The sequence below is a fragment of the Paenibacillus sp. FSL K6-1318 genome, assembly GCF_037976905.1.
GTDB classification, from domain to species: domain Bacteria; phylum Bacillota; class Bacilli; order Paenibacillales; family Paenibacillaceae; genus Paenibacillus; species Paenibacillus amylolyticus_A.
Genome location: NZ_CP150270.1, coordinates 5,408,719 through 5,434,161, shown reverse-complemented (window position 1 = coordinate 5,434,161; position 25,443 = coordinate 5,408,719). Strand labels below are relative to the sequence as shown.

Annotated in this window: 21 protein-coding genes; 13 read left to right on the top strand and 8 right to left on the bottom strand. The window is 47.7% G+C overall.

The features are described 5' to 3' along the window. Positions 1-15 precede the first annotated feature (15 nt). The 4 genes from NYE45_RS24155 (at position 16) to NYE45_RS24140 (ending at position 2,374) form a co-directional block, all read left to right on the top strand. Positions 16-648: a GNAT family N-acetyltransferase gene (locus NYE45_RS24155; protein WP_340014324.1), complete on the top strand. Its 633-nt coding sequence runs from the start codon at positions 16-18 to the stop codon at positions 646-648. Positions 649-909: 261 nt separating this feature from the next. Further along, a complete protein-coding gene (locus NYE45_RS24150) occupies positions 910-1,041 on the top strand; it encodes a hypothetical protein (RefSeq protein WP_340014323.1) in 132 nt (43 codons plus the stop codon). A gap of 315 nt (positions 1,042-1,356) precedes the next feature. Further along, positions 1,357-1,863 (top strand): hypothetical protein, encoded by a 507-nt coding sequence (locus NYE45_RS24145; RefSeq protein ID WP_340014322.1) that lies wholly within the window; start codon positions 1,357-1,359, stop codon positions 1,861-1,863. After that, entirely contained in the window at positions 1,856-2,374 is a 519-nt protein-coding gene (locus tag NYE45_RS24140; protein WP_340014321.1) for a hypothetical protein, read from the top strand. Before NYE45_RS24145 ends, NYE45_RS24140 begins: the two co-directional genes overlap by 8 nt. 1,066 nt (positions 2,375-3,440) lie before the next feature. Here the strand turns inward: NYE45_RS24140 and NYE45_RS24135 are convergent. After that, positions 3,441-4,250: a histidinol-phosphatase gene (locus NYE45_RS24135; protein ID WP_340014320.1), complete on the bottom strand. Its 810-nt coding sequence runs from the start codon at positions 4,248-4,250 to the stop codon at positions 3,441-3,443. 30 nt (positions 4,251-4,280) lie between these two features. Next, complete coding sequence (locus NYE45_RS24130) at positions 4,281-5,183, bottom strand: LysR family transcriptional regulator (protein WP_036605798.1); 903 nt, start codon at positions 5,181-5,183, stop codon at positions 4,281-4,283. A gap of 457 nt (positions 5,184-5,640) precedes the next feature. On the opposite strand from NYE45_RS24130, the gene NYE45_RS24125 reads away from it, so the two are divergent. The 5 genes from NYE45_RS24125 to NYE45_RS24105 all read left to right on the top strand — a co-directional run bounded on the left by NYE45_RS24125 (position 5,641) and on the right by NYE45_RS24105 (position 10,512). Continuing rightward, entirely contained in the window at positions 5,641-6,099 is a 459-nt protein-coding gene (locus tag NYE45_RS24125; RefSeq protein WP_036605799.1) for a chemotaxis protein CheX, read from the top strand. 55 nt (positions 6,100-6,154) lie between these two features. Beyond that, positions 6,155-6,928, top strand: coding sequence for an SDR family oxidoreductase (locus tag NYE45_RS24120; protein WP_340014319.1), 774 nt, complete (start codon positions 6,155-6,157; stop codon positions 6,926-6,928). A gap of 210 nt (positions 6,929-7,138) precedes the next feature. Next, positions 7,139-8,512 (top strand): DEAD/DEAH box helicase, encoded by a 1,374-nt coding sequence (locus NYE45_RS24115; protein WP_062837911.1) that lies wholly within the window; start codon positions 7,139-7,141, stop codon positions 8,510-8,512. Between the two features lie 27 nt (positions 8,513-8,539). Then, positions 8,540-9,292 (top strand): ABC transporter ATP-binding protein, encoded by a 753-nt coding sequence (locus tag NYE45_RS24110; RefSeq protein ID WP_340014318.1) that lies wholly within the window; start codon positions 8,540-8,542, stop codon positions 9,290-9,292. 2 nt (positions 9,293-9,294) lie between these two features. Beyond that, complete coding sequence (locus tag NYE45_RS24105; protein WP_340014317.1) at positions 9,295-10,512, top strand: ABC transporter permease; 1,218 nt, start codon at positions 9,295-9,297, stop codon at positions 10,510-10,512. A 169-nt stretch (positions 10,513-10,681) separates the two neighbouring features. Here NYE45_RS24105 and NYE45_RS24100 read toward each other — a convergent pair whose 3' ends face one another. The 3 genes from NYE45_RS24100 to NYE45_RS24090 all read right to left on the bottom strand — a co-directional run bounded on the left by NYE45_RS24100 (position 10,682) and on the right by NYE45_RS24090 (position 13,169). Then, positions 10,682-10,810, bottom strand: a complete 129-nt coding sequence (locus NYE45_RS24100; protein WP_017692471.1) for a hypothetical protein — start codon at positions 10,808-10,810, stop codon at positions 10,682-10,684. Between the two features lie 264 nt (positions 10,811-11,074). Further along, positions 11,075-12,373 (bottom strand): aminotransferase class I/II-fold pyridoxal phosphate-dependent enzyme, encoded by a 1,299-nt coding sequence (locus NYE45_RS24095; RefSeq protein WP_340017433.1) that lies wholly within the window; start codon positions 12,371-12,373, stop codon positions 11,075-11,077. A 178-nt stretch (positions 12,374-12,551) separates the two neighbouring features. Further along, positions 12,552-13,169: a pyridoxamine 5'-phosphate oxidase family protein gene (locus NYE45_RS24090; RefSeq protein ID WP_340014316.1), complete on the bottom strand. Its 618-nt coding sequence runs from the start codon at positions 13,167-13,169 to the stop codon at positions 12,552-12,554. A gap of 154 nt (positions 13,170-13,323) precedes the next feature. Here NYE45_RS24090 and NYE45_RS24085 point away from each other — a divergent pair, with 154 nt between their 5' ends. Together NYE45_RS24085 and NYE45_RS24080 are read left to right on the top strand one after the other, a co-directional pair. Next, positions 13,324-14,781, top strand: coding sequence for a PLP-dependent aminotransferase family protein (locus NYE45_RS24085; protein ID WP_340014315.1), 1,458 nt, complete (start codon positions 13,324-13,326; stop codon positions 14,779-14,781). Between the two features lie 178 nt (positions 14,782-14,959). Then, positions 14,960-15,745, top strand: a complete 786-nt coding sequence (locus NYE45_RS24080; protein ID WP_036605807.1) for an AraC family transcriptional regulator — start codon at positions 14,960-14,962, stop codon at positions 15,743-15,745. 346 nt (positions 15,746-16,091) lie between these two features. Here the strand turns inward: NYE45_RS24080 and asd are convergent, their stop codons facing one another. Both asd and NYE45_RS24070 read right to left on the bottom strand, forming a co-directional pair. Beyond that, on the bottom strand, positions 16,092-16,883 hold the full coding sequence (gene asd / locus NYE45_RS24075) for an archaetidylserine decarboxylase (protein WP_062837904.1): 792 nt from the start codon (positions 16,881-16,883) through the stop codon (positions 16,092-16,094). An 85-nt stretch (positions 16,884-16,968) separates the two neighbouring features. Beyond that, positions 16,969-18,099 (bottom strand): YheC/YheD family protein, encoded by a 1,131-nt coding sequence (locus NYE45_RS24070; RefSeq protein ID WP_340014314.1) that lies wholly within the window; start codon positions 18,097-18,099, stop codon positions 16,969-16,971. Between the two features lie 407 nt (positions 18,100-18,506). Between NYE45_RS24070 and NYE45_RS24065 the strand changes: the two genes are divergently transcribed. Next, the gene (locus NYE45_RS24065; protein WP_340014313.1) at positions 18,507-23,117 is read left to right on the top strand and encodes a WIAG-tail domain; all 4,611 of its coding nucleotides are present in this window, start codon (positions 18,507-18,509) and stop codon (positions 23,115-23,117) included. Positions 23,118-23,291: 174 nt separating this feature from the next. Here NYE45_RS24065 and NYE45_RS24060 read toward each other — a convergent pair whose 3' ends face one another. Continuing rightward, complete coding sequence (locus NYE45_RS24060) at positions 23,292-24,857, bottom strand: M4 family metallopeptidase (protein ID WP_076333147.1); 1,566 nt, start codon at positions 24,855-24,857, stop codon at positions 23,292-23,294. A 31-nt stretch (positions 24,858-24,888) separates the two neighbouring features. On the opposite strand from NYE45_RS24060, the gene NYE45_RS24055 reads away from it, so the two are divergent. Next, on the top strand, positions 24,889-25,179 hold the full coding sequence (locus tag NYE45_RS24055; protein ID WP_340014312.1) for a hypothetical protein: 291 nt from the start codon (positions 24,889-24,891) through the stop codon (positions 25,177-25,179). Positions 25,180-25,443: the final 264 nt, after the last annotated feature.

The following is a 25,443-nucleotide window of genomic DNA, read 5'->3' as shown; positions in this document are numbered from 1 at the left end:
AAAGGAGCGATTGTCATGCTTACCCGAAAAATGCTGGTTCAAGGTCTGCCTGCTTTGTGGACAGAGCGTCTTGTCCTGCGATCATTGCGTCAAAGTGATTACAGCACATTATCGGAACTTTTTTCCGATCCTCAAGTCATCCGGTATGTGAATAGGGGAAGCCAGCCCACACCGATCAGGGCGAGACGGTTATTGAACCAGATACGGAGCAGCAGTGCCAAGCTGGATTCGTTACATTATGGGATCTGCTGGAGAGGCAAAGAACAGGTCATCGGGATCACGTCATTCCAGCACTGGAATGATCAGAATGGAACCGCACAGATTGGTTATATCCTGAACAGATCCTGTTGGGGCATGGGTGTGGCTACCGAGGCTGTACAGAGGTTGCTGCAGTTTGGATTCGACGATCTTCATCTGTGGAGGGTGGAGGCACGTTGTTATGAGGCCAATGTATCTTCACAACGGGTGCTAAGCAAAATAGGGATGTCCTATGAGCGGAGTCTTCCCTCGTTTGTACTGCATGATGAGGATGACGAGGGATCAGAATCCCTGATGGATGTTAAAGTGTACAGTATGTACCGGGAACAATACGTACGCCCGCTTCAGGAAAAAGACCTGCAAACCTTGGTATCTGACAAGCCGCAATGACATAGGCGGATTGCCAAGCCCAGTGCGACAGCTCCTTTCTGAAAGATTCTGAGCGGTTCTGCAGCCCAAGTATTTTCGTGGTATGTGATTGATTAGATGGAGCGACTGGGCAAGATACTCATCCTTCACTTGTGCGAAATCCGTACCCTTGGAGTGGGTCTTTCGCAGTAAGCCTTTCCCATTTCCGTTGGAAGTGCGTTGCCAGGAAGAATACGGATCGGCAAAATAAATGTGCAGACGATTGGTGGTTTCCACGTTTGTATGACAAGCAAACTCCTTGCCTCTGTCAACGGTAGCTTTAAGGAAGGTGCCTTTGGGTACTGTGTAATGGCTACACCGAGTGCAAGTTTCATGGACATCACGGTTGCGATGAAGTTGCATATCGTTGACTGATGCCTACCGAGCTCATTTACAATGGCTGGTGAACCATGATCTTGCTGATGGAGGATTTCTAGCTTAATACGTTTGATCATGCTGAGATGTGTGTAACCCATGGTTGATTCTCTTTGTGCGAATGGTTGTGTGAATGCGTTCATTCTACACGAATCTGGCCATGGGCCTTTTTTTATTTAGTTCCAGCAGGTGTCGCACTTCATTTTACAATCCGTCATTGTGTTTAACCAGATGGAGACGCAAAAAAGGCCGCCTCAGAGTAAGTGCCTTTACTATATCCATTTTGATTCGTATAGAGTAAAATAAGGTTACAGAATGTTACAGCAAGTCCTCCAACCGATGGAGTATACATACGGTGATTATATGAATGAAGAACAACTAAACGAGGTGACATTCGTTGTCATCTCTGAAGAAGTAGCTAGGACAACTTATGGAAGTGGAATTATATTAAAACCAATTATTAAAGTAGAAACAGAAACGTTTCCATATCTTCTGAAATACAGCATTTCATTTGGTTACATTTTCAAAAACGAAGAATTGAAAAATGTAGAAATTGACATATTGAATAAAGAGGGAGAGGTCATTGATACATCTGATATCACAGCGTTGGAGTTCAGCAACCCAGTACTTTTTAATAGTGATGGGGTTAGAAGAGAATCTCTGCTGATAGGAGAATCTGGGTTAAGTAGCACGAGTGGCATTTTCTTAAAAGGTTTTGGTAAATATAAAGTTCATATTAAATTTAATGGAAAGATATTAGGAGAAACCTACTTTATTGTTATTCCCTCAGAGGTTTTATCTTATGGTGTGAAGTATGAGTAATAATTATAAAACAGCCGATACGAGAATGGCTCATAACATGAGGGTAATAAGTTCATATAAAACCGATGAAGTAGCTATCGGACATGAAGAAGGAAGGGGGATGTTTATGGATGATTCCACAAAAACCATACTCAATCGCTTAGACCAAGATATACGAGATCATAAGCAAGAGATGAGGGATCGTGAAACAATCATCCTTAACGACTCTAGAGAACGTGAAAATAGATATCGCGAAGAAATTAAGGCACAAAACGAACTATTTAGACGTGAAGCAAAAGAACGTGAAGAAAGAATGGAAAAAATGATTCTGGGAATTACTTCAGAAATAAAGGAATTCAAAAGCGAGATTAGTGAGGATATTAAGGATGTTAAATCTGAACTACAACAATCAAAGCAACATATTCAAAGTATGGCTACAACAAACAAATGGGGTAATTTTGCAACAATTATTGCCTTAGGTGGAATTGTTGTGGCTATGATAATTGCCTTGGTCCAAATAAGTTCCAACTAAAATACCTAGTTTTTTGACTGGGTATTTTTTTGTTATATATCGAACGTAGTTCTTATATTATACAAACAAACGTTCCTGTTTCGATGGGGAGGTATGCCAGCGAAATACTTAGGATGGTTGGTGGAGATCATATATCTGTATTAAGGTGGGAAGATCACTAAGCATCGTATACAGGTAAAAAAGCATAGTTCCAAATTGATCAAAACTGATGATCTATTATCGTGATAGCCACGGACATTTCGCGAATCTGGGTGTTTGTTGGCATTGCATCCGATTAAGATTGTAGAAGAAGGGGCATAAGCATGTTGGTCGATTGTCAGCGCAAAGTGCTGAGGATATTTTACAACCACAAAAAGCGGCCGATGGCGGTTTCTAACGGTACAGGAGCTGACTGACGGTAAAAACAGGCAAGCATAAATCCGATGTATTGGCAGTTCTGTCTCTGTCTGAGGTCTCCTTTGAAGTGATCGAGGAGGGGGTTGACACTGTATTTTTCGAGGATGTTTACGAGACTGAGGACGGGATAGATTACGGTCGAATCAAAGAACTAACTAATGTCCTTAGGTTAATCCTCCTGATCGTATAAATCTCTACATAATTAAAAACTTGTGTAGCACGTTCATATTCTCTATCCCAGTCATCTCTATTAACGAATCAGACTTTCGATTCTTTGGGCCACGAATAGTGATACTTACTAAAAGTTCTCCTTTCAATAATAGATTTTCATAAAAGATATGACATCACAAAAAATCACAAGAAAATAACGATCTCTGCGAATACAGGTGAATGCGAACGAATAAAATTGTTAAAATCGAGAGAGAAAAAGGATGTGACTAAGTGAAACGGAGTTACAGGAATGCAAGCAAACCGAACTTCAATCATTTGTTACACAATTGAAATATAGCTGCAATTGAACTCTAACAGACAGGGGGTAAACTTATCTCATGACCCCCTTTTTGATAATAGATAATGCTGTTGGGACCCGCGAGAGCGGGTTCATTTTTTTTGCCTAAAAACCCCCACGGTGCACTTCAGCATCCATGGGGGCCTTTGTGTTTGCTCTATTTTACAGTGGTACAACCTGCATCTGTTTCTGCTTGAAGTATACCCAGTCGGTGAATCCGATCTCCTTTAGACGTGTACGAACGTCATCCAGCTCGTCTGCAACCCGCTGCGGTTTATGAGCATCCGATCCGAAGGTCACCTTCACCCCATAGTGATGGGCCCGTTCCAAAATGGCATCTGACGGGTACCAGCCACCGCTGAGTTTGGTTTTGCCTGAAGTGTTAATTTCGATAGCAACGTTGGATTCGGCAATGACCTGCAACGTTTCATCAATGGCCTGATCAGCGATAATTTCCGAGAAGGGTGGATAGTTTCCTTTCATCGCATCAATATGTCCAAGGATCTGGAACATACCGCTGCGAGCCGATTCTCGGATCAATGAATAGTAGCTTTCTTTTACTTCAACTTTGCGAGCATTGCTCAGTCCATTCCACCGGGTTTTGTTGAAGATGCTCACATCCTCGGTATGATGAACCGAACCAATAATATAGTCAAAAGGATACTGTCCCAGCGTGGTACGGTACAATTCCGCATGAGTAGGGAAGTAGTCGGATTCAATGCCGAGCAGTACGTCGATTTTACCAGCGTACTCTTCTTTCAGAGCAAGGACTTCTTCCACATAATGCTGTAATTCCGACTTACCCATTGCGATTCGGGGAAATGCCTGCTCAAGCTCACTGCCAAAGTATGGCGTATGATCGGAGATTCCGATGGCCTGAAGTCCTGCCTCAATACCTGCCTCTATATAATCGCGGATGTTGCCGTCTGCGTGACCACAACGAAAATGATGTGTGTGAAGATCGAATTTCATATGGAATCCTTCCTTTCTCATGGCTCATTGTCATTCTGAACTGATGAATTGGGTTTCCGGCATGCCTTTGAGGTCACTTATGAATTGTTGCATTGCTGAGTTGAGGTAACGACTGGACTTATAAATGACACCAACAGGGTGACTGACCTCCAGCTCACTTAAGGGTATCATTCTCAGAGTACCTTGGCGCAACTCATGGGCAACCGATTGTTTGGATATGACAGCTGCTCCGAGATCAATCTCGACCATCCGTTTCACTTCCTCGCTGCTAGACAACTCCATCACAATATTAGGTTCAATATTATGTTTCTTGAAAATGGTTTCCGTAAACCGTCGTCCTACGGTATCCGGGGACAGCAGAATCAATGGTGTACTTCGGAGCACATCCACTGCAGCATGTTTTTTCTTCGCCAGCGGATGGGAAGGAGATACCACGAGTTCGAATGTGTCATAGTACAGCACAGAGGTATTCAGGTTGGGATTGCGCTCCGTGAGATAACCAATACCAATATCAACCAGACCATTTTCGACCTGGGTATAGATCTGTGATGAAGGAAGGGATTGGATACTGGTTTTAATCAGCGGGAATTGATCTTGGAAATAGGATAACACCCTTGGCAGGATCTGAATAGCAATGGAAGTTGTTGTACCCAGCACGATACGTCCCTGAGGCGTTTCATCGAGATCGGACAATTTTTGTTTCAACTCATCGACGATGTCGAGCATCCGTTCAGCATGCTCCAGGAATACCTGTCCACGGTCTGTCAGGGTGACGGGTTGGTTGCGATCCACAAGAACGGTGCTGAATTCATCCTCCAGACTTTTGATCTGGGCCGAGACGGCAGGCTGGGTCAGGTTCAGAAGTTCTCCCGCCTTGCGGAAGCTCATCGTTTTGGAAATGGTAATTAGTGTCTCCAGTTGGCTTATGTTCATAGGTGACCTCCTTGCAGGCAAATTAACTTGATTATGTAGTGTTTGGTGCGATGAAATCCCGTAACTGGTTATTGTTCCGTTATCTTAAATTATAGGTGATTCAGGACAGCAGAGCAATGAAGGTGATTGTTGGGATAAAAAGTAGTTCAAGAGACTGTGAAAAAAATGCGAATGCAAGAATTTGATTTTTTTAACAGTCGTGAGAAAACAGTCATAAAGTCCTAAATGTCTTTTGCCACCTACAATGATCGAAAAGCTTTCTGCAAAAGAAGTGAAAAGCTCTGTTTATTCGCTAGAATCAGCTATAAACATTTGCCCCACGGATGACGATAAATTATAGTACACATGGTTTAACGAATTCTTAATGAATTCTTGTACGTGATAAAGTATAATAAATTTATTGAATATGGGACTTTTGGTGTGTGACCAATAACCCAGTGTGAGGGGGACATAGACAGTGAAAGCGGAAGTGATTAATCCTTTCCTGGAATCTGCACGGAACGTATTCGAACAGCTCATCCAGGTTTCGCCTTCCACCGGGAGTCTTGGCGTGAAGAATGTAGAGTACATTGCAGACCATGTCTGGATCGTGATCGGAATGACCGGACAACTTAGCGGAAATATTGTATTTGGAATCAACGAACAAGTTGCACTGAAAATTGTATCTGCGATGATGGGCGGATTCGTCATTACAGAAATGGATGAAATGAGCAAAAGTGCGATTTCGGAACTCGGTAATATGATCAGTGGTAATGCCAGTACGATCCTGTCGAACCAGGGTGTTGTAGTTGATATTACACCTCCACAAGTGATGAAATCCGAACACCTGACTACATTTAGTGCAACGAAAGCACTGAGCATTCCTTTGCTGATGGATGGCATTGGTGAGATGGATATTCAGGTCATGATCTCGTAGAATAGAACCATACGCCTCAAAAGGCAATATGTGTTCATACGGGAGGACATCACGGATGCTGAAAGATCAGGTAGTGTTTATCACAGGTGCATCGAGTGGTATCGGTGCGCTTTGTGCGCAGATGCTGATAGAAGAAGGAGCCATCCCGATTCTGGCTGCCCGTTCGCGGGACAAGCTGGAAGAGATTGGTGCCTCGCTGAAAGGGCAGCATGAATTGCTCACGCTTGATGTTACGGATAGTGAGCAGGTTCAGGCAGCTGTGGATGCGATATTGCATAAATACGGACGAATTGACATTTTACTGAATAACGCGGGTTATGGAAAATTCGCAGCTATGACGGACATGTCTGTACAGGAATTCGATGAAATGATGGACGTCAATTACATGGGCATTGTACGCTGTACCAAAGCAGTGCTGCCACAGATGCTGGAACGGGGTAGAGGACAGATTGTGAATGTGGCTTCTATGGCCGGCAAAATCGGTACAGCCAAATCCGCTTCCTATACGGCTACGAAACATGCTGTACTCGGATTTAGTAACGCGCTGCGTCAGGAGCTTCGCAAGACCGGAGTCCTGGTGACAACGATTAACCCAGGTCCGATTGATACACCATTTTTCCATCGGGCTGACCCATCTGGCAATTATGTGAATAATGTACGCTGGATGATGTTGAAACCGGAAGACGTTGCGGGTCATATGATTCGGGCGATGAAAAAGCGCAAGGAAGAAGTGAATCTGCCAAGAATTGCTTCTGCTGGCATATGGCTGTACCAGCTATTTCCACGTCTTGCAGACCGATTGTCGCACGGTGTAATGAATCAGAAGTAAATGCAATACTGGGCATCATATACGGGATGAAAGAAAGGCTCCGCCGAGGGGCTTTTCTTTTTTTTGTGTGCAAATGGACAATTCCTGAATAAGATTTGGTCCACGGGCTTTTTTCGCATATAATGAAAGGTAATGTGATGACAGGCTTCGGTTTTAGTAGGCACAAGCAGGGCTAGCATCAAAATGAATAAATTAAAAGGATGGACATACATGACGAATCAAACATTTGCTTCAATTGGCGTGGAACAGGATCTGGAGGCCGTTTTGGCGAAACATGGCATTAACGAACCTTCACCTGTACAGGCTCAGACGATCCCGGTTATTTTGGAAGGCCGAGATGTCGTATCCAAATCCCAGACGGGAACAGGAAAAACGTTGGCGTATCTGCTGCCACTGTTACAATCCATCAAAATGGATATTAAAGGTACCCAGAAGCTTGTTATTGCACCAACACAAGAGCTGGCGATGCAAATTGTACGTGAGGCACAGCGCTACGGGGAAGAACGCAAGATCGGCGTATTGGGTCTGATTGGTGGCGCAGCGGCTAAACGTCAGATCGAGAAGCTGCGTGAGCATCCGCAATTGGTTGTGGGTACACCAGGACGACTGAAAGAATTGATTACACTCAAAAAACTGAAAATGCACAACGTTTCCACCATTGTTATTGATGAAGCGGATCAGGTATTCCAACTTGGCGGCGTAAGTGACGTGAACTTTGTTCTGAAGAGTGCACTGCGCGACCGTCAGCTGATTTTCCTGTCAGCAACCATTGATGAGCATACGGCTGGACTCGCAAAGCGTGAGATGAAAGAGCCTGTTCAGATCGGAATTGAACCGGACCGGGCTACGGCTGCGGGCCTTGAGCATTTTTATTTTGTAGAAGAGAACCGCAACAAAATTGACATGCTGCGTCGTCTGGTTAGACAGTACAACCCGGATCGGGCAATCGTATTTGTGAATGCAACAGAGGATATTGGTGAAGTGGAAGCGAAAATGAATCATCTGGGCTTGTCTGCTGCTGCGCTGTATGGCGATGCTGACAAAGTGACCCGCAGTAACGTATTGTCTGCATTCCGTAACGGTAAACTGCAATTGCTGATCGCCAGCGAAGTCGCTGCCAGAGGACTGGATATCGAAGGCCTGCCAATGGTCATTAACTATGACCCTGCATTTGACTCGGAGCACTATGTTCACCGTGCAGGTCGTACAGGCCGGATGGGGCGCTCGGGTATTGTACTGTCCATTGTGGACGAAACACAGATTTTCATTATGCGTAAATTCGCACGCGAGCTCGGAATCGAACTGCCAGAACGTGTACTCTTTGGCGGTAAAGTATTGGAGGCTGATCCGCGTCCGGACACACGTCCTGAGGGACATTCGTTCTCCAGAAAACCAGGACAATCCAGAGATCGCAAACCAGGTCAGGGCAGCCGCAATGGCGGTACCCGAGCTACAATCTCCAATTCGCGTCCAGCGGGTAGCAAACCAGCTGGCAATACAGGCCGCACGGAGCGCGAACAGGATCGTAAAAACAAGGGAGCACCCAAGTGGAGTAAAGACAAAACGCCACGCTCCGAAGAATAGAATCTGACGAAAGGGGTGCAGGGATAGATGGAAAACGTTCAATCGCCTGTTTTGCAAATCAGCGGGCTAAGCGGAGGCTATAGCGCCAAACGGCCGGTCCTTCACGGCATCGATCTGGAAGTCGGACGTGGAGAGATGGTCGGACTGATCGGATTAAACGGTGCTGGCAAAAGCACAACCATGAAACATATCCTCGGCTTGATGACCCCGCAACAGGGCGAAGTGCGAGTGATGGGCAAGAAGCGGGACGAGGATGCGCAGATCTACCAATCGGCCATGGCATTCGTACCGGAATCACCCGAACTGTATGACGAGATGACGGTGATGGAGCATCTGGAATTTACGGCAAGAGCGTACAATGTGTCGGAGGCTGACTTCAAACAACGTACGGAGAAATTGCTGGCATTGTTCCGCATGAATGAGAAAAGTACAAGTCTGTCGACTCACCTGTCCAAGGGGATGCGGCAAAAGGTTATGATCATGTGTGCTTTTGTGGCCGGACCACCACTGTACATCATTGATGAGCCTTTTCTGGGGCTGGACCCGCTCGGTATTCGCTCCTTGCTTGATTTTATGCTGGAGATGAAAGCTTCGGGATCATCCATCTTGCTCAGTTCACATATTCTGTCCACGATTGAAAATTACTGTGACCGTTTTATCGTTCTGCACCGTGGGCAGGTTATTGCTCAAGGGACGCTGACTGAACTGCGCTCCCAATTCGGGGAATCGGATGCCACGCTGGAGCACATGTTCTATTCCCTCGTACAAGGCAGGGATTGAGCATGGATCTCAAGCTGCTATGGAAGCAAAGACGCGCAGGATTCTGGAACGGAATTCTTCCTTATCTGGGTTATGTGATCCAGAGCGGTGTAGCTATGGTCTTTTTATTTCTCGTCATTGCGTTCTCCGCCTGGTATACATCGTTTGTCCAGAACATTCCGGCTGAATTTCCGATTCGCTGGATTGCATTGTTGCTGCTGGCACCGCTAGTGCTGTTTAGCAGTTATCGTACATATCTGCTTCCGGCAGATATCGTGTTCCTGCGACCACAGGAATACCGGATGCAGGAGTATTTGAAGAATAGCTTTGCCCGGGGTGTTATTTATAAAAGTCTGGGCTTGCTGCTTGTATTTGTTACACTGTGGCCTCTCTATGTCAGAGCAGACCTGGATGCACGGCCATTCGGCTGGTTCATTGTATTCCTGTTGCTGTGGAAAGGGTTGTCCAGTTATGGAGCGTGGCAAGAGCTAAGGATGGTTCAGGTCGGGGCAGCAAGAGGATACCGTCTCTTGCGATGGGCTCTGGCAGTGCTGGCGGTTGGCGCATGGCTGTGGCAGCCACCGCAGCGCAGCGTCTGGTTCCTGCTGCTGCTGGCAGTCGTCTACATCGTCGCCTTGCGTATACCGGTGAAACATCGGGTAGCGTGGGAACGACTGATTCAGGTAGAGCAGGGGCAGGCTGGCAGGGTTATGCGGACGCTCGGCTGGTTCGTGGATGTACCTTCATCCGGACAGAAAGTAAGTTCGCGTCGCTGGCTTAGCAAATTGGGAAGCGGTCTTCCCTGGAATGCAGGGAAAGCTTATCGATATCTGATTACCAAAACGTTTATTCGAACCGAAGTGTTCTCAATCGTGTTACGCCTAGTTGTACTGGGCATGTTACTATCCTGGTGGACAGCAGGCAGCTACTTTGGTGTAGGTGTGTATCTGTTCTTCCTGTTGCTTGCAGGTGTTCAGTTAGGTGCGCTGCGTCGCAGTCATAGTGAATCATTCTGGATTATGATCTATCCGATCTCCGGAGAAAGTCGTCGTTCCCAGGTGTTAGGATTCATATTCCATCTGCACGCATTGGCTGCTTTGCTCATGTGGCTGCCTATGCTAGCTGCCGGAGTGAGTGGACTAAGCATCACTGGAGTGGCGCTTGTATTGGGCATACTGGTCATTGTAATCATGCGGCGTTCGCAAGGTAACAAGTGGTTGAAGGAAGAAGATGACGAGTAAACGATCGGACACCTGACCAACTCGGGTGATTACATTGGGTTCATCAGTGAGAGGTACAAAAGATAACAAAAGAAGGGTATTCCGGGCTGTGTCCCGGAATACCCTTCTTTGTGCTGTAATGGAATCTTGCAATCAGATCACTTGGTTCTCGCGCAAGTGTGTATTGGTACTAACAGAGGAACGATTTAGTGATAATCACGAGCAAGATGAACAGAACGAGAATGGCACCTGTGTTTGTAAATCCTCCGCCGTAACCGCCGCATCCATAACCGCCTCTTGTATCTTCAACTCCAGACATGGTCATTCCCCTTTCAAGTGGTTGTTTGGCACGCCCTTGCGTACATCGTATATTATGTGCCTTGGGGGTAGGCTGATTGGGCCGATGCCCGGTAAAGTCAGAAATTAAAGCTTTTGGGCAGCTAAAACACAAAAGAACCCTTTGTATATCCGTAGACATGAAACGTCGCCGTTATACAAAGGGTTCTTATATCATGCAGGGTACAGACATGATCCTGTGTCCCTGATTTATTGAGATTGTTGTAACTTCGTTACGGTGTGTTCACTAGGTCGTCTGCAGATCCTGAACTCCACGATAGATGGTTTCATACAGATCTTCCAAGCCGGATTCTTCGATACAGGAGAAGGCGATTCGCAGATCCGATTCACCCAGCGCGATTGTACCGACACCGTATTTGTGCAGCAAGTGGCTTCGAAGTTCTTCAGCACCAACTTTTTTCAGCTTCAGGCACATGAAGTAACCCGAGTTGAAGGGGTAATAATCCCATGCATCTTCATACTTGCCGCTATCGAGAATGGCCTTTACCTTGTTGGCACGGCCTTTCATAATCTCGAACTTCTCCTGTTTCTGTGCTTCAAACTCCGGTGCTTTGAGCGCATCCAATACAAAAGTCTGGGAAGGATGCGGGCCACTGGAGATGGTTGCCCGGATAATACCGAGTGTCTTCTGTTCCAATGCGTGCAGAACGGCTGCATCTTCATGGGCATACGTAATGAATCCAACGCGGAAGCCCCATACGAATTCTTCCTTGGTTGCACCATCCACTTTTACAGTCAGAACACGTGGATGAATATTGGCAAGTTTGCCAAACAGGGATTCATGAATGGAATCTTCGAAGAACAGCCCGAAGTAGGCATCATCTGTTACAGCAACCACGTTAACGCCAGCTTCAGCTGCCTGAAGAATCGTGCTCACAATCGCATCTGCTTCTTCGGCTCCAGGCGTATAACCTGTAGGATTATTCGGGAAGTTGAGCAGTACGATCGCTTTACCTTTGTCCTTCTGATCAAGCAGGGCCTGAAGCAGGCCTTCGCTGTTGAAGTTCAATTGATCATCGAACAGGGGATAATGAACCAACTGGCCATGACGACGAATTCCGAAGGTCAGCTCATAATTTTCCCAGTTTTTATCCGGATATATGACAGCGTCCCCTTCATCGGCAAACAGGTCGGCTAAGATACTAAGTCCATGGGTTAATGCATTGGTTACAATCGGGTTACCGAACGTTTTACCTTCAAGCGAAGGCGTTTCCTTCAGCATCTTGTCTCTCCAGACGGTCCGCAATTCAGGCTTGCCTGCAGGCGGAGCGTAAGGGTACAGATCTTTCGGTTGGAATGCAGAGAGCTTCTCCTGAATAACCGGAAGATGCATCGGCACACCGCCCTCCAGAGCGATACCAATCGTTGCATTATAGGTTTTGGCCAAGCTTGCTGCTTCAGCAGATTGACTCAAGATACCTTCTTTAGGAAAATAAATTTCTTTGCCGAGCTGTGACAGCATGGAGTAGACGTGACTGCTGCCTGCCTGAATACTTTCGTTCAACTGTTCAGCCAGTGGATTCATTCTTTTCATCCTTCCAAGTCTTTGGGATTCAACTGCCTAACATTATAACACCTTGACATCCCCCCGTCACGGAAATTACGCAACATGACAGTTATATCGCTTTACCGCGTTGTTGCAGAGGGTTTTAAGGTGGAAATTAGCTGAATTTATCCTTGGATGAATCCTCCGAAATGGATACTTATTGCTGATGAAATGGACAATATTTCCGCATCATCTCGGCGGTTTCGGCATCTCGTCCCTCATTGCGCTGTTCCAGTTGAGTACTGATATGATCCAAGCGTTCGCTGGACCAATTTTGACCGAATTTAAATTTGGCAGTGACTCGTTCCGGGATAATTCGTACAACAGCTACAGCTTTCAGGTTGCCTGTGTAACGCGAATCAGTAGCATCAATGGGCACATATCCGCCTTGCGGCTGGAGTTTCTCCATGAAGCGTTGCAGTACCTTGCCTTTGATGTCCAGATCCTTAACCGGTTCTGCCTGACCGAAGGCCATGACACTTTTGAAGAAAGAAGTCGCTGGACAAGCAAGCTCGGGATCACTGAAAAAGGACGGAATCAGGGAGAACTCTTCAGCTACCGTGAAACTGACCGACGAATGCTGTTTGATCTGTTTCATCTTCTCTCCAGCCAGACTGCCGTGAAAATAAAAGTGACCGTCCATATAAACGAAATTCAGTGGTGTAACCCGTGGTTGCCCATCCGGACTGACCGTCCCCAGAAACCCGAAGGAGCACTGATCCAGAAATGCGGTAATCTCCTGTTCTTCATCTACTGTGAATTCTTTCCGTCTCATGTGTATTCCCCCATCAATGAAATGTATAATAGAACGCCATATCTTATGGATAACATTAGTTCATACATTGACAATGAAATAGATCCAATTTACATTCACTTTAGTAGGCCAATTGGTCAGGAATCACGAATGAAGACGGATGGAGAGGTGCACGATGGAATTGTGGCTGCCGATGGATACATATGAACTTCAACATCGATACAAGTATGAGGCACTGTACCATGCGTTACGGGATGCCATTCATGCAGGCACACTGGAGGGAGGCACGAGGCTTCCTTCGACGCGCAAACTGGCAAGGCAATATGAGATGTCACGTGGTTCGGTAGCTCAGGTATACGACATGCTGCTTGCGGATGGTTATGTCCATGCACATCGCGGAAGAGGTACATTTGTAACAGAAACATTATCCACACAGGAAAATGAGAAACGTGAAGCCGTTCTCCAGCTGTCTCCCTGGGGCGAACGAGTCCAGATGTTGAATACACAACATGATGTCCCATGGGCCCAGATACCTTCACCGAAGCCGTCCATCATTAATTTCCAAATGCAGCGTATGCCTGCAGAACATTTCCCGCTGGCGGAGTGGAAGAGTGCACTCGCTGCTGTTCATCGCAGTGGTTGGCGAGAACCTAGCGGTGCAGCCGGTGATCCGGAGCTGCGTGAAGCCATCGCCTCCCATCTCAGATGGACACGTGGCATCCAGGCTGATGCATCACAGATTGTATTGTTCAGCGGTTCAATGCAAGGTATTACTCTGCTATCCCAGCTGCTGATCGCAGAGGGGTCAGCGGTTGTATTGGAGAATCCGGGGTATCCGGGCATTGCCCATGCGGTTAAGTCCTGTGGTGGGAACATCATCCCGGCAGATGTGGATACCGCGGGTATTATTCCTCAGCCATGGGAGGCACAGACGTTATTTGTCACCCCTACCCGGCAGTTTCCAACAGGAGCCGTGCTCGGATTGGACAGAAGACGTTCTTTGCTTGCGTGGGCCTCGAAGCGAAATGCGGTCATTATTGAAGATGATTACGACAGCGAATTCCGGTGGGGCGGAAGACCGATTGAACCCCTTAAAGTGCTTGATCGTGAACAGCGCGTCATCTACGTGGGTTCATTCTCACAAACGATGGTTGCTTCGTTTCGACTGGGCTACGCCGTCCTGCCACCTGGTCTGGTAGAACCTCTGCTTGCCGCCAAGGCGTTGTATGAACCGGTACCTCCGGCACTGCTGGAGCAGCGCGCACTGGCGAAGTTCATGACCCGAGGAGGTTACCTGAGGCACTTACGGAGGTTAACCCGGTTATATGGGGAACGGCATGATTTTTTTGTGCGAGAGATGGAACTACAGTTGCCGGAGGCATTCACCATGCAGCTTGGTGATGCAGGACTGCATATCTACGCTGCCTGGAATGGCGATGTGGACAGTTATCAGCGATTTAAAAAACTTGCTGAGGAGGATAGCATATTGTTCCGTGATGCAGAGCGATATCGGTTGACTTCAGGTCATCCGGCGGCCTGTTTTGCTTTTGCACATCTGGAGAAAGAAGAGATGACAGAGGGAATCCGGCGAATGCGGCTAGCCTGGGAGAAGTGCACATTTTCGTTTCGGTGAATTCCGCTGTATAATGGGATAAGACATTTCGCTCCTGTAAGAGCAGAGATCATATATGAGCAAGTTGTATTTAATCATGCAACATACTGAAATACATATGGCCTTGATTGAAGAAGTGAGATTCAGATCAGAATGATGCCATATGCAGAGAGATTAACTATCAAGGGGGAGTGGCGACATGCTGCAGGCATCGCCGTCATCATTTGTTATTTTGCCCGCTGTCGCCAAAATTGTCTGTGAACCGGGCTGGAAGTGGCAGAAACGGGAAAAACCGATGCAAAACTATGATTTATTCTATGTATGGAGTGGTGAAGGAACACTTGTACTGAATGACCAGTCCTATGAAGTTGGGAAGGGTAGTTGTTTTTTGTTCAGACCAGGCGATCATCCTACGGCAACACATAATAAGCAAAAACCGTTGGTACTTACGTATATTCACTTTGATGTGGACGTGCCTGTTGCTGATGTTCCCCAGTCCTATCGTGAGGTACAGGAAACGGTGGAGTTTGAGCATTTGTTGGCACGTTATGTAAGACTGTTCTTATCGGATGTGTACGGGCGAGATGAAGAGAGTCGATTGATTCTGAAACAGCTGATGATTCATTTGCTGCGCGCCGATACGGAAGAACCTGTGGAGAAAAAGGTAAGCAACCAGTTATCCGATGTGATTCAGGAGGTCGCCAATTATGTACGTCAGCATCCCGGGATTACGCATCGGGTGGAAGATCTGGCTGCACGGGCTGGCTTATCACCCCGATACTTCTCGATCAAGTTCAAGGAACTGGTCGGATCATCGGTGCAATCTTATATTATCCGTATGCGTATTGAACGGGCAGAACATCTGCTGGTGCATACCGGCATGAATGTGACCGAAGTGGCAGATGCTCTGGGATACCGGGATATTTTCTTCTTCAGTCGTCAGTTCAAGCAGTATACAGGCAAAAGCCCATCCGAGATTCGTTAGAATTCTGATAGGAAGAACATGACAACGTTTCAAGTCTGGAACGCAAGGGTAATTATCTAGCATTCCAGATGACCAAAAGGGGGAACTTGTGATGAACGGAAAACGTCGGGTCCGCAACCGGGGATGCTCTACGAAGGGATGCAATATTTTCCGGAACCGTCTGCGCCGCTTCAAACCGGCAGAGGACTTGCAAGATGTGTGGTTTTGAGGAGAACTCAGCAGACCAATAATGACGGAGCGAGGCTTCGTACTGTATGTATACATGGATGAATATGAATGCATAAAGAGGATGGCGCAATACCTGGTTACAGGTGCTGCGCCATCCTCTTTATTTGCGTATGACTCATTAGTTCTTCGGTTTCAAACGACCAAGCAATGCACCCATTTTGACCGAATCGCCTGGCTGTAGGCCCGGTTTCGGTTCGAATGTGCCACTCTGCGTCAACAGAACAACAGTGGAACCGAATTCAAAATAGGCCAGATCATCGCCCTGTGCCCAGGTACTTGTGTCCGTGTCCGCATATTGTATGCTACTCACGTTCATCGCACCTACTTTGACAACCGCCACTTCACCGTAATCGTGTGCGATATACGTAATGAGCCGTTCGTTTCGACTAAGCACGGATCTCATATGGGTCAGGCCAAAGTCATTCACGGGATAAACTTTGCCTTTGATGTGCTCGCTCTCTATTTTGCGGCCGCTGACAGGTGCATGAATGCGGTGATAGTCGCGAGGGCTGAGATAGAGGACGAACCCGTAGCCGTGCTTGTACTTCTCCAGATGGGGAGAATGGTTTAATAATTCAGCAAGTGTATAATTTTGTCCCTTAACATTCAGGAGTGTCCCTGCAGATATCGGACCGGCTGCCGTAATCTTGGCATCGACCGGGCTGATCAGTGCATGCTCTGAAAGTTCCAACGGGCGCATGCCCGGTTTTAATTTGCGGGTAAAGAAATCGTTTAGTGAACGGTATTCTTTCCAGTCTTTCTCGGCCTCCTGAACAGGGATGTCGTAGGTCCGAACAAAATAAGGGATAAATGCCTTGCTTCCCCGGCTTTTGGAGAAGGCTCCCACAGTCCGTGAGATCCATTTGCGCGAAGAAAGCTCGGTCATTAATCGCAACAGCGTTTTTGCCATGAATATCCCCCTTAGGGTTAATGCGAACTTCAAGGCCGGCATGACCGGCCGTTCTGCATAATATTGACACAGAATGCACACGAAATCAATATGATCCCCTATCGTATGTCTGCGGTTGTCTCGGAATTCTTGAATTCTGCTCCAGCAACAGACGTCCATAGGCCATCGGTTTGCTGTATGTGGTCTTCCAGTGTTCCGACATGCCGGCTTTACGAAAACCGTAGCGCTGATCCCGTCCATTGCATTCAATAAAATAGATCTGGCCGCTGCGCGTAATTCCAAGATCAAGGCCCAGATCAGCCAGGTGTGGCAGACTGGCGGCCAGGTTCTGGGCAATTCGGAGTGCAACAAATCCGATCCTGTGTTCCAGTCGAGCCAGATCGAAGTCTGAATATGCTGCCCCAAGGGCCTCGGCGAGCTTCATGACTTTACCGCCCTGGGCGATGTTGGTGACAAACGTATGAGCAGGAGCGGCTTTGGCAAACATGCCTGTAATTCCCCACAGACCATCGCTACCACGCTGTACGGATACCCGCAGATCGACCGGCCTGCCCTCATAACGCACCAGCGGGATACGCTCTTCAATGAGGTAGGCATGACGAAAGATACGCCGCAGGGTGGAGGAAGGAAGCTGTCCTTTGCTCAAACGGAATGTAGCCCATCCTTTACGTGCAGCCTTCGTTTCACAGGTCAGTTTCCACTGTCCATCTCGCTGAAAGACTCGCATAATACCATGACCGATACTGCCACTACAGGGTTTGATGACGAGGTCATCATAATGTTCCATCATATAGGCCAGAGATTCTGGCGTAGCTTTAACTGCATAGGGCAGATGTTCTCGCAAGGCGAAGTCCTGATGAAGCATGTCATGAATGTGATCTTTACGGTACCGGTTGCGAACGTTGAATACCTGAATACCCTGCAACATCAGCTTGGTGATCTGATGCTGTTCCGCCCGGCGAAGCTGGAGTGATCGGTTATGAATGACGGAGGGCAATGGCATGCGCTCACGGACATATTTACCTTCCTTTTTTACATAGGCAAGACATGTCTTACGATCCGAATCAATATCTTCCAGCCGCAAAAAGCAGGGAGTTAATCCATAACTGGCCGCTGCCTGTTCATAATTCGCGAGTGATTCCTGACCGGTCCTTCCGGCCGGTATCCCCCGGTACATGCGTGAATCGAACATAATGCCGATCGTTTCTTGGAGCATGACCGTTCCTCCTTCGATGTTATCGCGACATGGATCGTCCATTCATGGAATGCCGGCCTGTCACCGCATGGTTGGACATCACGATAACGCAGACCGGTGTGTAGATGCATCGCCATGCACCAGCGTTTGCTCAGGGCGTGGCTGAAAACTCCGAAGGAAGCACTTCAGCGAGTTTTCAGACACGACCTAGATACAATATCCTATGACATGACTGGGACGGGGGCGTGGACAGCCGCCTTTCCTCTGCTACCCTGACACGCCTATTTCCACGAAGATCATCGAACATTCCTGTTTTGACACCTGTCCATCCGTGTTCTGGAATCTGCAAAAGTCATAAATGAAGTGGCAGATGCCCATATGGAAGCATATGATGCCGGAGACGAACGTTAGAGGAAGGAGCAAGCTGCATGAGTAAAAATGGCAAAAAGAAGGTTCTGACGCCGAAACTGCGGCATGTGAGCCCGAAATTCAAGGAATTGGAACTGACTGATCGCCGAGTGGATCCAACAAAATCAGGGCTGATACCGAATAGGGGAGAACGCCTGAATACAGATGTACCTGCTCCCAAGAGCATTCAAGATTCAGCTGAAGCTTCTCCCGAAAGTACAGAGGTTCGTTCAGCTACGAACGAGCCTGTGCAAGAGAAATTGGCTGACACCCCGAAGCCTGAACCTGTAGAGTCAGTGAATCAGGAAGTGAGTGTTCCAGTGGTCACGGAGAAAGAAATTCAGGTAAGCAGTATTGCTCCTCTTTCCCTGGAAGAACAGAGTAGCAAGAAGGAGACAAAGAGCAAGGATCGGCTGGAGATCCTGAATCAGAATCAGATGCCGGGACATACCGGACACTACATCTACACGGATGATCTCAGTGAGTTCGCTGTTACGGAGAGTCGGCTGGCTCCCTTCTCGGTGGATGCATCCAAGCTAAAACCAGGTGCTGTCGGAAGTGAAGCGTTACAGGATTATGCAGTGACCAGCATCCACATCGCGGATGGTGCAATTGTATCTGCGAAACTGGCAGAAGCGTCTGTATCGGAAGAACATCTGATTGATGGCTCCGTGTCAGGTCACAAAATCCGGAATGCTTCCATTGGTGGGGATAAAATCAGGGATGGCAGCATCACTTCGCAGAAGCTAGGCAATCAAGTCATTGATTCCGCCAAAATTGCCGACGGTTCCATCAATACAAGGCATCTTAGCCGCTTGCTGGTTACCGAAGAATTGATCAAAAATCATGCGGTCACCGGCGATAAGATTGCCATCAGTGGGATCGAGACCCGCCATTTATCGGGTGGAGTCATTCATACATCGAAGCTGGCTGATGATGCGGTAACATCGGCCAAAATTCGTGAAGGTGCTGTGACGGGCAGCAAGATTGAAGAGCAATCCATCGAATCACACCACATTCAGTCCGGTGCAGTTAAACAAACACATTTGGCGGAAGGGATTGTGGGGCGTTCCCAACTGTCTGCCAGCAGTATTGGAAGTGAGCAGATTGAGGACGGGGCGATTCAGACCAGACACATTGCCGAGAATTCATTAAGCGGAAGGCATCTGGTGGATGGTTCCATCGGCTCCGCTCAGATTCGAGCGCTCGCTATAGGCAGCGAGCAGATTGGGCATGGAGAAATAAGCAGTGAGCATCTGGTGGATAGTGCGGTCAACAGCAGCAAGCTGGCAGACCAGTCTGTCGGAACAGCGAAATTGCTGGAACAGGCCATTACGGCTTCCAAGATCGCCGACCAGAGCATCATTGCTTCCAAAATTGCCGATGAAGCCGTACAAGGTAAACATCTGGCCAAAGGGTCCATTCGTGCAGAGCACATCGCGAATCGGGGAATTACGCCTGTGCATGTAGATAATTCAGCGATTCACTCGATTCATATTGCTAGTGGAAGCATTGAAGCTTCTCATTTCTCCGCGGGAAGTGTGTCTGCTGAGGCTTTGGGCGAAGGCGTCGTGCTGGAGAAGCACTTGGCCGAGTCATCCGTAGGTACATTTGAATTGCAGGACGGAGCGGTAACAAATGCGAAGCTCGCGGATACCAGTGTTACAGCCGAGAAACTGGGGCCTGCCTCTGTCATCGGCAAAGCATTGGCTCCGGGCAGCGTAACATCGACCCATCTCGCGAATGGAGGTGTTACAGGTGCGCATCTGGCTCAAGGCAGTGTAGGTTCCGAGGCACTGAGACCTTATTCTGTGAAGTCCGAGCACCTTACGGAACACTCGGTGAGCACACCCCATCTTCAACCGGGCAGTGTTCATACGGAGGCGATGTCTCGCGGTGCAATCACTACGGATAAAATGGCCCCGGGCAGTGTGACCTCAGCCCAATTGGCTGGAGGGTCCATTTTCCCGCCGCATCTGACGGACCATGCGGTTACTTCTCCTAAACTTTCACCAGAGAGTGTCTCCACTGACAAACTGGCTGACTTAGCAGTTACGTCAGCGAAACTGGCGGATGGCAGTGTTACTTCTTCTAAAATTCTGGCCGAAAGTATCGTCGCCAAGCATATTCCTGCCGGAACGATTCGTGGTTATCATCTGAAGCAACATGCCGTCTCCCTGGAGCATCTGGCTGATGAGATCCGGTCGCCGGAGTTGTTTGCAGATGGCAGTATTACAGGCAACAAACTGCGGCAAGGTACGTTGTCTTCAGAGCATCTGGCAGCAGATTCGGTATCTGGAGCGGAATTACAGCATGGGGCGGTAAGCAGTGATCACCTTCAGCCTGGTTCGGTCGATTCCATTCATCTGGCTGGAGGAAGTGTAACATCGGATCATTTGGCTGCTCAGGTCGTGAACTCCCAGCATCTGAAAGAAGACATTATTCATGGAGATCATATCGTAGGGCAGGCAATAACGTCACAACATCTCACGCCATCCTCTGTGCAAACAGATCATCTGGCGCCTTTATCCGTAACGGAAGCACATCTGCAACCAGGTCTGATCAGTGGACTGCATCTTCAGGCGGAGGCGCTTGGCGCAAATCATCTTCAGCAAGGAGCGGTACAATCCCGCCATGTGCAGGATGGGGCGATCCTTCCTCACCACATTCAGGAGCGGAGCATTGGTACTTCTCATCTGGAAGAAGAATCGGTGAGTACGATTATTTTACAGGAAGAATCCGTGACCCGATCCAAACTGGCCACGGGCGGTGTGGACGGAACAAAAATAGCTGCGGGTGCGATATCGAGCAGACACCTGGCATACGAAAGTGTGCAATCGATTCATATCGAAGAAGGCGCAATACGTACGGATCACATTCAAGAGGGAAGCATTGGTGCGCTTCAACTGGAAGAAGATGCAGTAAGCACGGTTAACCTGCAAGATGAAGCAGTTACGGGCTCCAAATTGGCTGACGGCAGTGTAGACGGAGATAAATTAGTTGAGGGTGCAGTATCAAGTGTTCATCTCGCTGGCGAAAGTGTGCAATCGATTCACATCGAAGAAGGCGCGATCCGTGCGGATCACATTCAAGAGGGAAGTATTGGTGCGCTTCACTTGGAAGAGGACGCGGTAGGTACGGTTAACCTCCAGGATGGAGCAGTAGCGGGTTCCAAATTGGCTGATGGCAGTGTGGATGGCAGTAAATTAGCCCCAGGCGCGATATCCGCTGTGCATTTGGCTGACCGTGCGATCGATGGCAACAAATTAGCCGAGGGTGCGGTATCAAGTACTCATCTCGCTGGCGAAAGTGTGCAATCTGCTCATATCCAAGACGGGACAATTCGTGCGGATCACATTCAAGAGGGAAGTATTGGTGCGCTTCATCTGGAAGAGGAATCGGTAGGCACGGTTAACCTGCAAGAAGGAGCAGTTACGGGCTCTAAATTGGCTGATGGCAGTGTGGATGGTAGTAAATTAGCTACAGGCGCGATATCCGCTGTGCATTTGGCTGACCGTGCGATCGATGGCAACAAATTAGCCGAGGGTGCGGTATCAAGTACTCATCTCGCTGGCGAAAGCGTGCAATCGATTCACATCGAAGAAGGCGCGATTCGTGCGGATCACATTCAAGAGGGAAGTATTGGTGCGCTCCATCTGGAAGAGGAAGCAGTAGGCACGGTTAACCTGCAAGAAGGAGCAGTTACAGGTTCAAAACTGGCCGATGGCAGTGTAGATGGAAGCAAATTGTCCACAGGCGCGATATCCGCTGTGCATCTGGCTGACCGAGCGATTGATGGCAGCAAATTAAGTGACCAAAGTATCACTTCCAGTCATTTGAATGCAGGTATTGTGGGTACGGCACATCTAAGTGAAGAGATCTGGAATGCCATTCGTCAGGTGAGTGCAGATACACTGGAACAATTGGCAGAGCTGAAAAGGCAGGAAGCAATGCTGGAGGTTCAGCAGCTCATGCAGTCGGTAGGTCTGGACAATGAAGCACTGTTTGGACTGGATATCGGTAATGAGACAGCAACGAATGCGCTGGCTGGTCTACTGGAACTGCAGGATCAACAGACTCAGCCTGAACTTGAAAATCAATATGATCAGCAAGAGGTTCAAGCCGAGGCTGGATTCTTTACAGGATGGACAGAAGAAATTGCAGAATCTGTAACGGATGAAAGAACTCAATCCGCTGCTGATTCAGTCGAAACGTCGTCAGGATCTGCTGTTCAAGTGGAGTATAATCCAGAACCTCAATCCATTACACAGGAGCATCTGTGTGATGATGCCGTGGGCAGCAACCAGCTGCAATCGGGCGCAGTTCAGGCCAAACATTTGGCCTTCCAGCCAGTTCGTAGCGTAAGCAAGCAACCTGTGGTACAGCAATTTGGAATGGAAGCTTTTGTACTGCCAGAGAGTGAAACATGCACAGAGGTAACCGTTGTGTTTGAAGAGTCATTTGCTTCAGAACATTATGTGATTGTAGCCATGAGCAATGATCGGGGATTTCAGGTATCTCTTCTCTCGCAGAGTGAGGATGAAGCGGTACTGGAAGTGTCACGTACGGCAGATTGTAAGCATACGTACGGATTGTTGTCATGGATTGCAGCAGGACCTTCGCAAGCATAATGCAGCCTTATATAAATAATAGACAAATGACAAAAGCGGTGCCCAGAGTTGTCCGGGACACCGCTTTTGCATGAGATAAGCTTGATCCGTTCGGACGGTGAGGGGTGTCTGAACGTTTCGTTACAATTTAAAATGAGTTCATTATAAGTTCAACCACAAGAATTAATGTAAGTTTTACAAGCCTACAGCTTGATACGCTTTGGTAATGGCAGTCGCTTCAGCGGAAGTTGCTCCGTACAGATCTTTGGCAGCTTGAATGGTAGCTGTCTTGGCAGCGGCAAATTTGGATGTTGGCGTCAGGTAGTTCACCAATGTGCTGTAGAAAATTTGGATCGCTTTATCCCGGCCGATTCCAGTAACCGTCACACCATTGTGTGTTCCGCCTTGAGCTGCAAGGAAATAGGCTTTGTTAATGATACCACTGTTGATATGCACACCACCGTTGTCCTGTGTACCTGTGTAACGATCACTGTATTTGTCAGGTTGACCATACAATGTAGGGTTGGACAGGGAGCGAAGCGCATCTCCTGGAATGTTAGGTGTGTAGATATCATCACCAAGCAGCCAGTTTTTGCTTTGGATCGTATTGCCGAAAATATCGGCAAAGGCTTCGTTGAGTGCACCTGGTTCATTGCGATATTCCAGATTGGCTGTGTACTCAATAACACCATGTGTCAATTCATGACCCACAACATCCAGATCACCAGACAGGGATCGGAACGTCGTTCCGTCTCCATCACCAAAGACAATCTGTGCCCCGTTCCAGAAGGCGTTATTGTAGTTGGAGCCGTAATGCACAGTGGATCTGATCAACAATCCGTTACCATTAATGCCGTTACGGTTGAATTTGTTTTTGTAGAAATCATACGTGGCAGCAGCATAAGCATGAGCATCTACACCTGCACGGTCGGTCCATACATTATCTGAATCCGTAAGCAGGGTACCTGGCAGCGAAGAGCCATTGTTCGCCGTGTACGTTTGGATGCCATTACCGCGAGTGGTATCTTTCAGTTGGAAGGTGCTGCCGGATTGGGTGGTTGTCAGGGTTTTGGTATCACCAAGCACACCCGTACCTGTTCCCGTGGCAAAGTTAATGAGGTCAAACTGGGATACGATACTGCCATCCACTGCGTTTACGAAATACTTGGTCCGTAGAGGGGCAGGTTCAAGCACGTTAACTTCCGTGATATAAACCAGATAAGTCTGACCATCTTCTTCATGATGATAGATGTTCAATTCAGCTTGAGGTGTGATTTCCGCTGCACCAAGCTCTCCAATACGGGAGGTTGCTTCTTCGGTTGCAATGCGGATCGCGTCTTCTCCGCTGATCTCGGCTACACCATCATTCGGAATAGCCTGCTCTTCAATTGGTGGCAGATCGCCAAGCGCGGAACTCACGGCTCCGGTTTTGTCCAGGTGGATCGTCTGTTCTGCACCATAGACCGGGATACCTTTAATATACTGTTTCAAACGGAAGTGTCTTACGCCAGCCGTATCGGTATTTCTTTTGACAATTTTGAGCTGAGATCTCACGTCAGAATTCAGGAATTGTTCCTGTTGTCCAAGGTAATTGAAGATGGTGTCATCTGTTCCACTGCTCAATGGGATACCCTCCTCAGAGGCATAAGGGGCCTGAAGCGGAATGGATTGATCAGACACTGGAGCTGCAGTAGCAGAGGATACGGAAGCGAGCAAAAGAGCTCCTCCAAGAATTGTTGGCATAACTTTGGCAAATTTCATAGTAAACTCTCCATTCATAAACTTATTTTTTTTGGGAAAATATCATGCCAATCTCGGTTGGGATTCCGTCTGCAACTTGGGCAGCGCGGAGCGTGGGGCTGAACCTGAAGCGTGGAATGAGACAAGAAACGATTGGAACAAAGTCGGTTGGGCCTTGGCTTGGGAAGTGATCAACACAACCCAAAGGATTACCGTTTATTCGGTTCAGCCCGAAGGCTTAATCGTCCATTGTGTTCCTCTTTCAGAAGCCGGGGGTTGTCCAATTGCGCAGGTAGAAGGTGTGTTCACGGAAAACTGGGTTGTTCATTCCGGGTTTACGTAAATGACAATGGCAGTGTGTTTTGAACAGCATCACTCCTCTCAAGATCAGAAACACAAATAACTAACCTAAGGTCAATAAATAGTAAAAGAAGATGATAGGGAACCTGTGTTCCTAACAAGGTTATTTTTGTAAATAAAACTGCTTGGATCGTATATTATCACAGTGTAAAACTTTGGAAAAGATGCAAATTTGGTTTTTTTCTAAAATTGTGTCTGAAGTAGGGGAGCGGTAGCGTTTTTCGCATATTTTGACGTATTTTGTCTA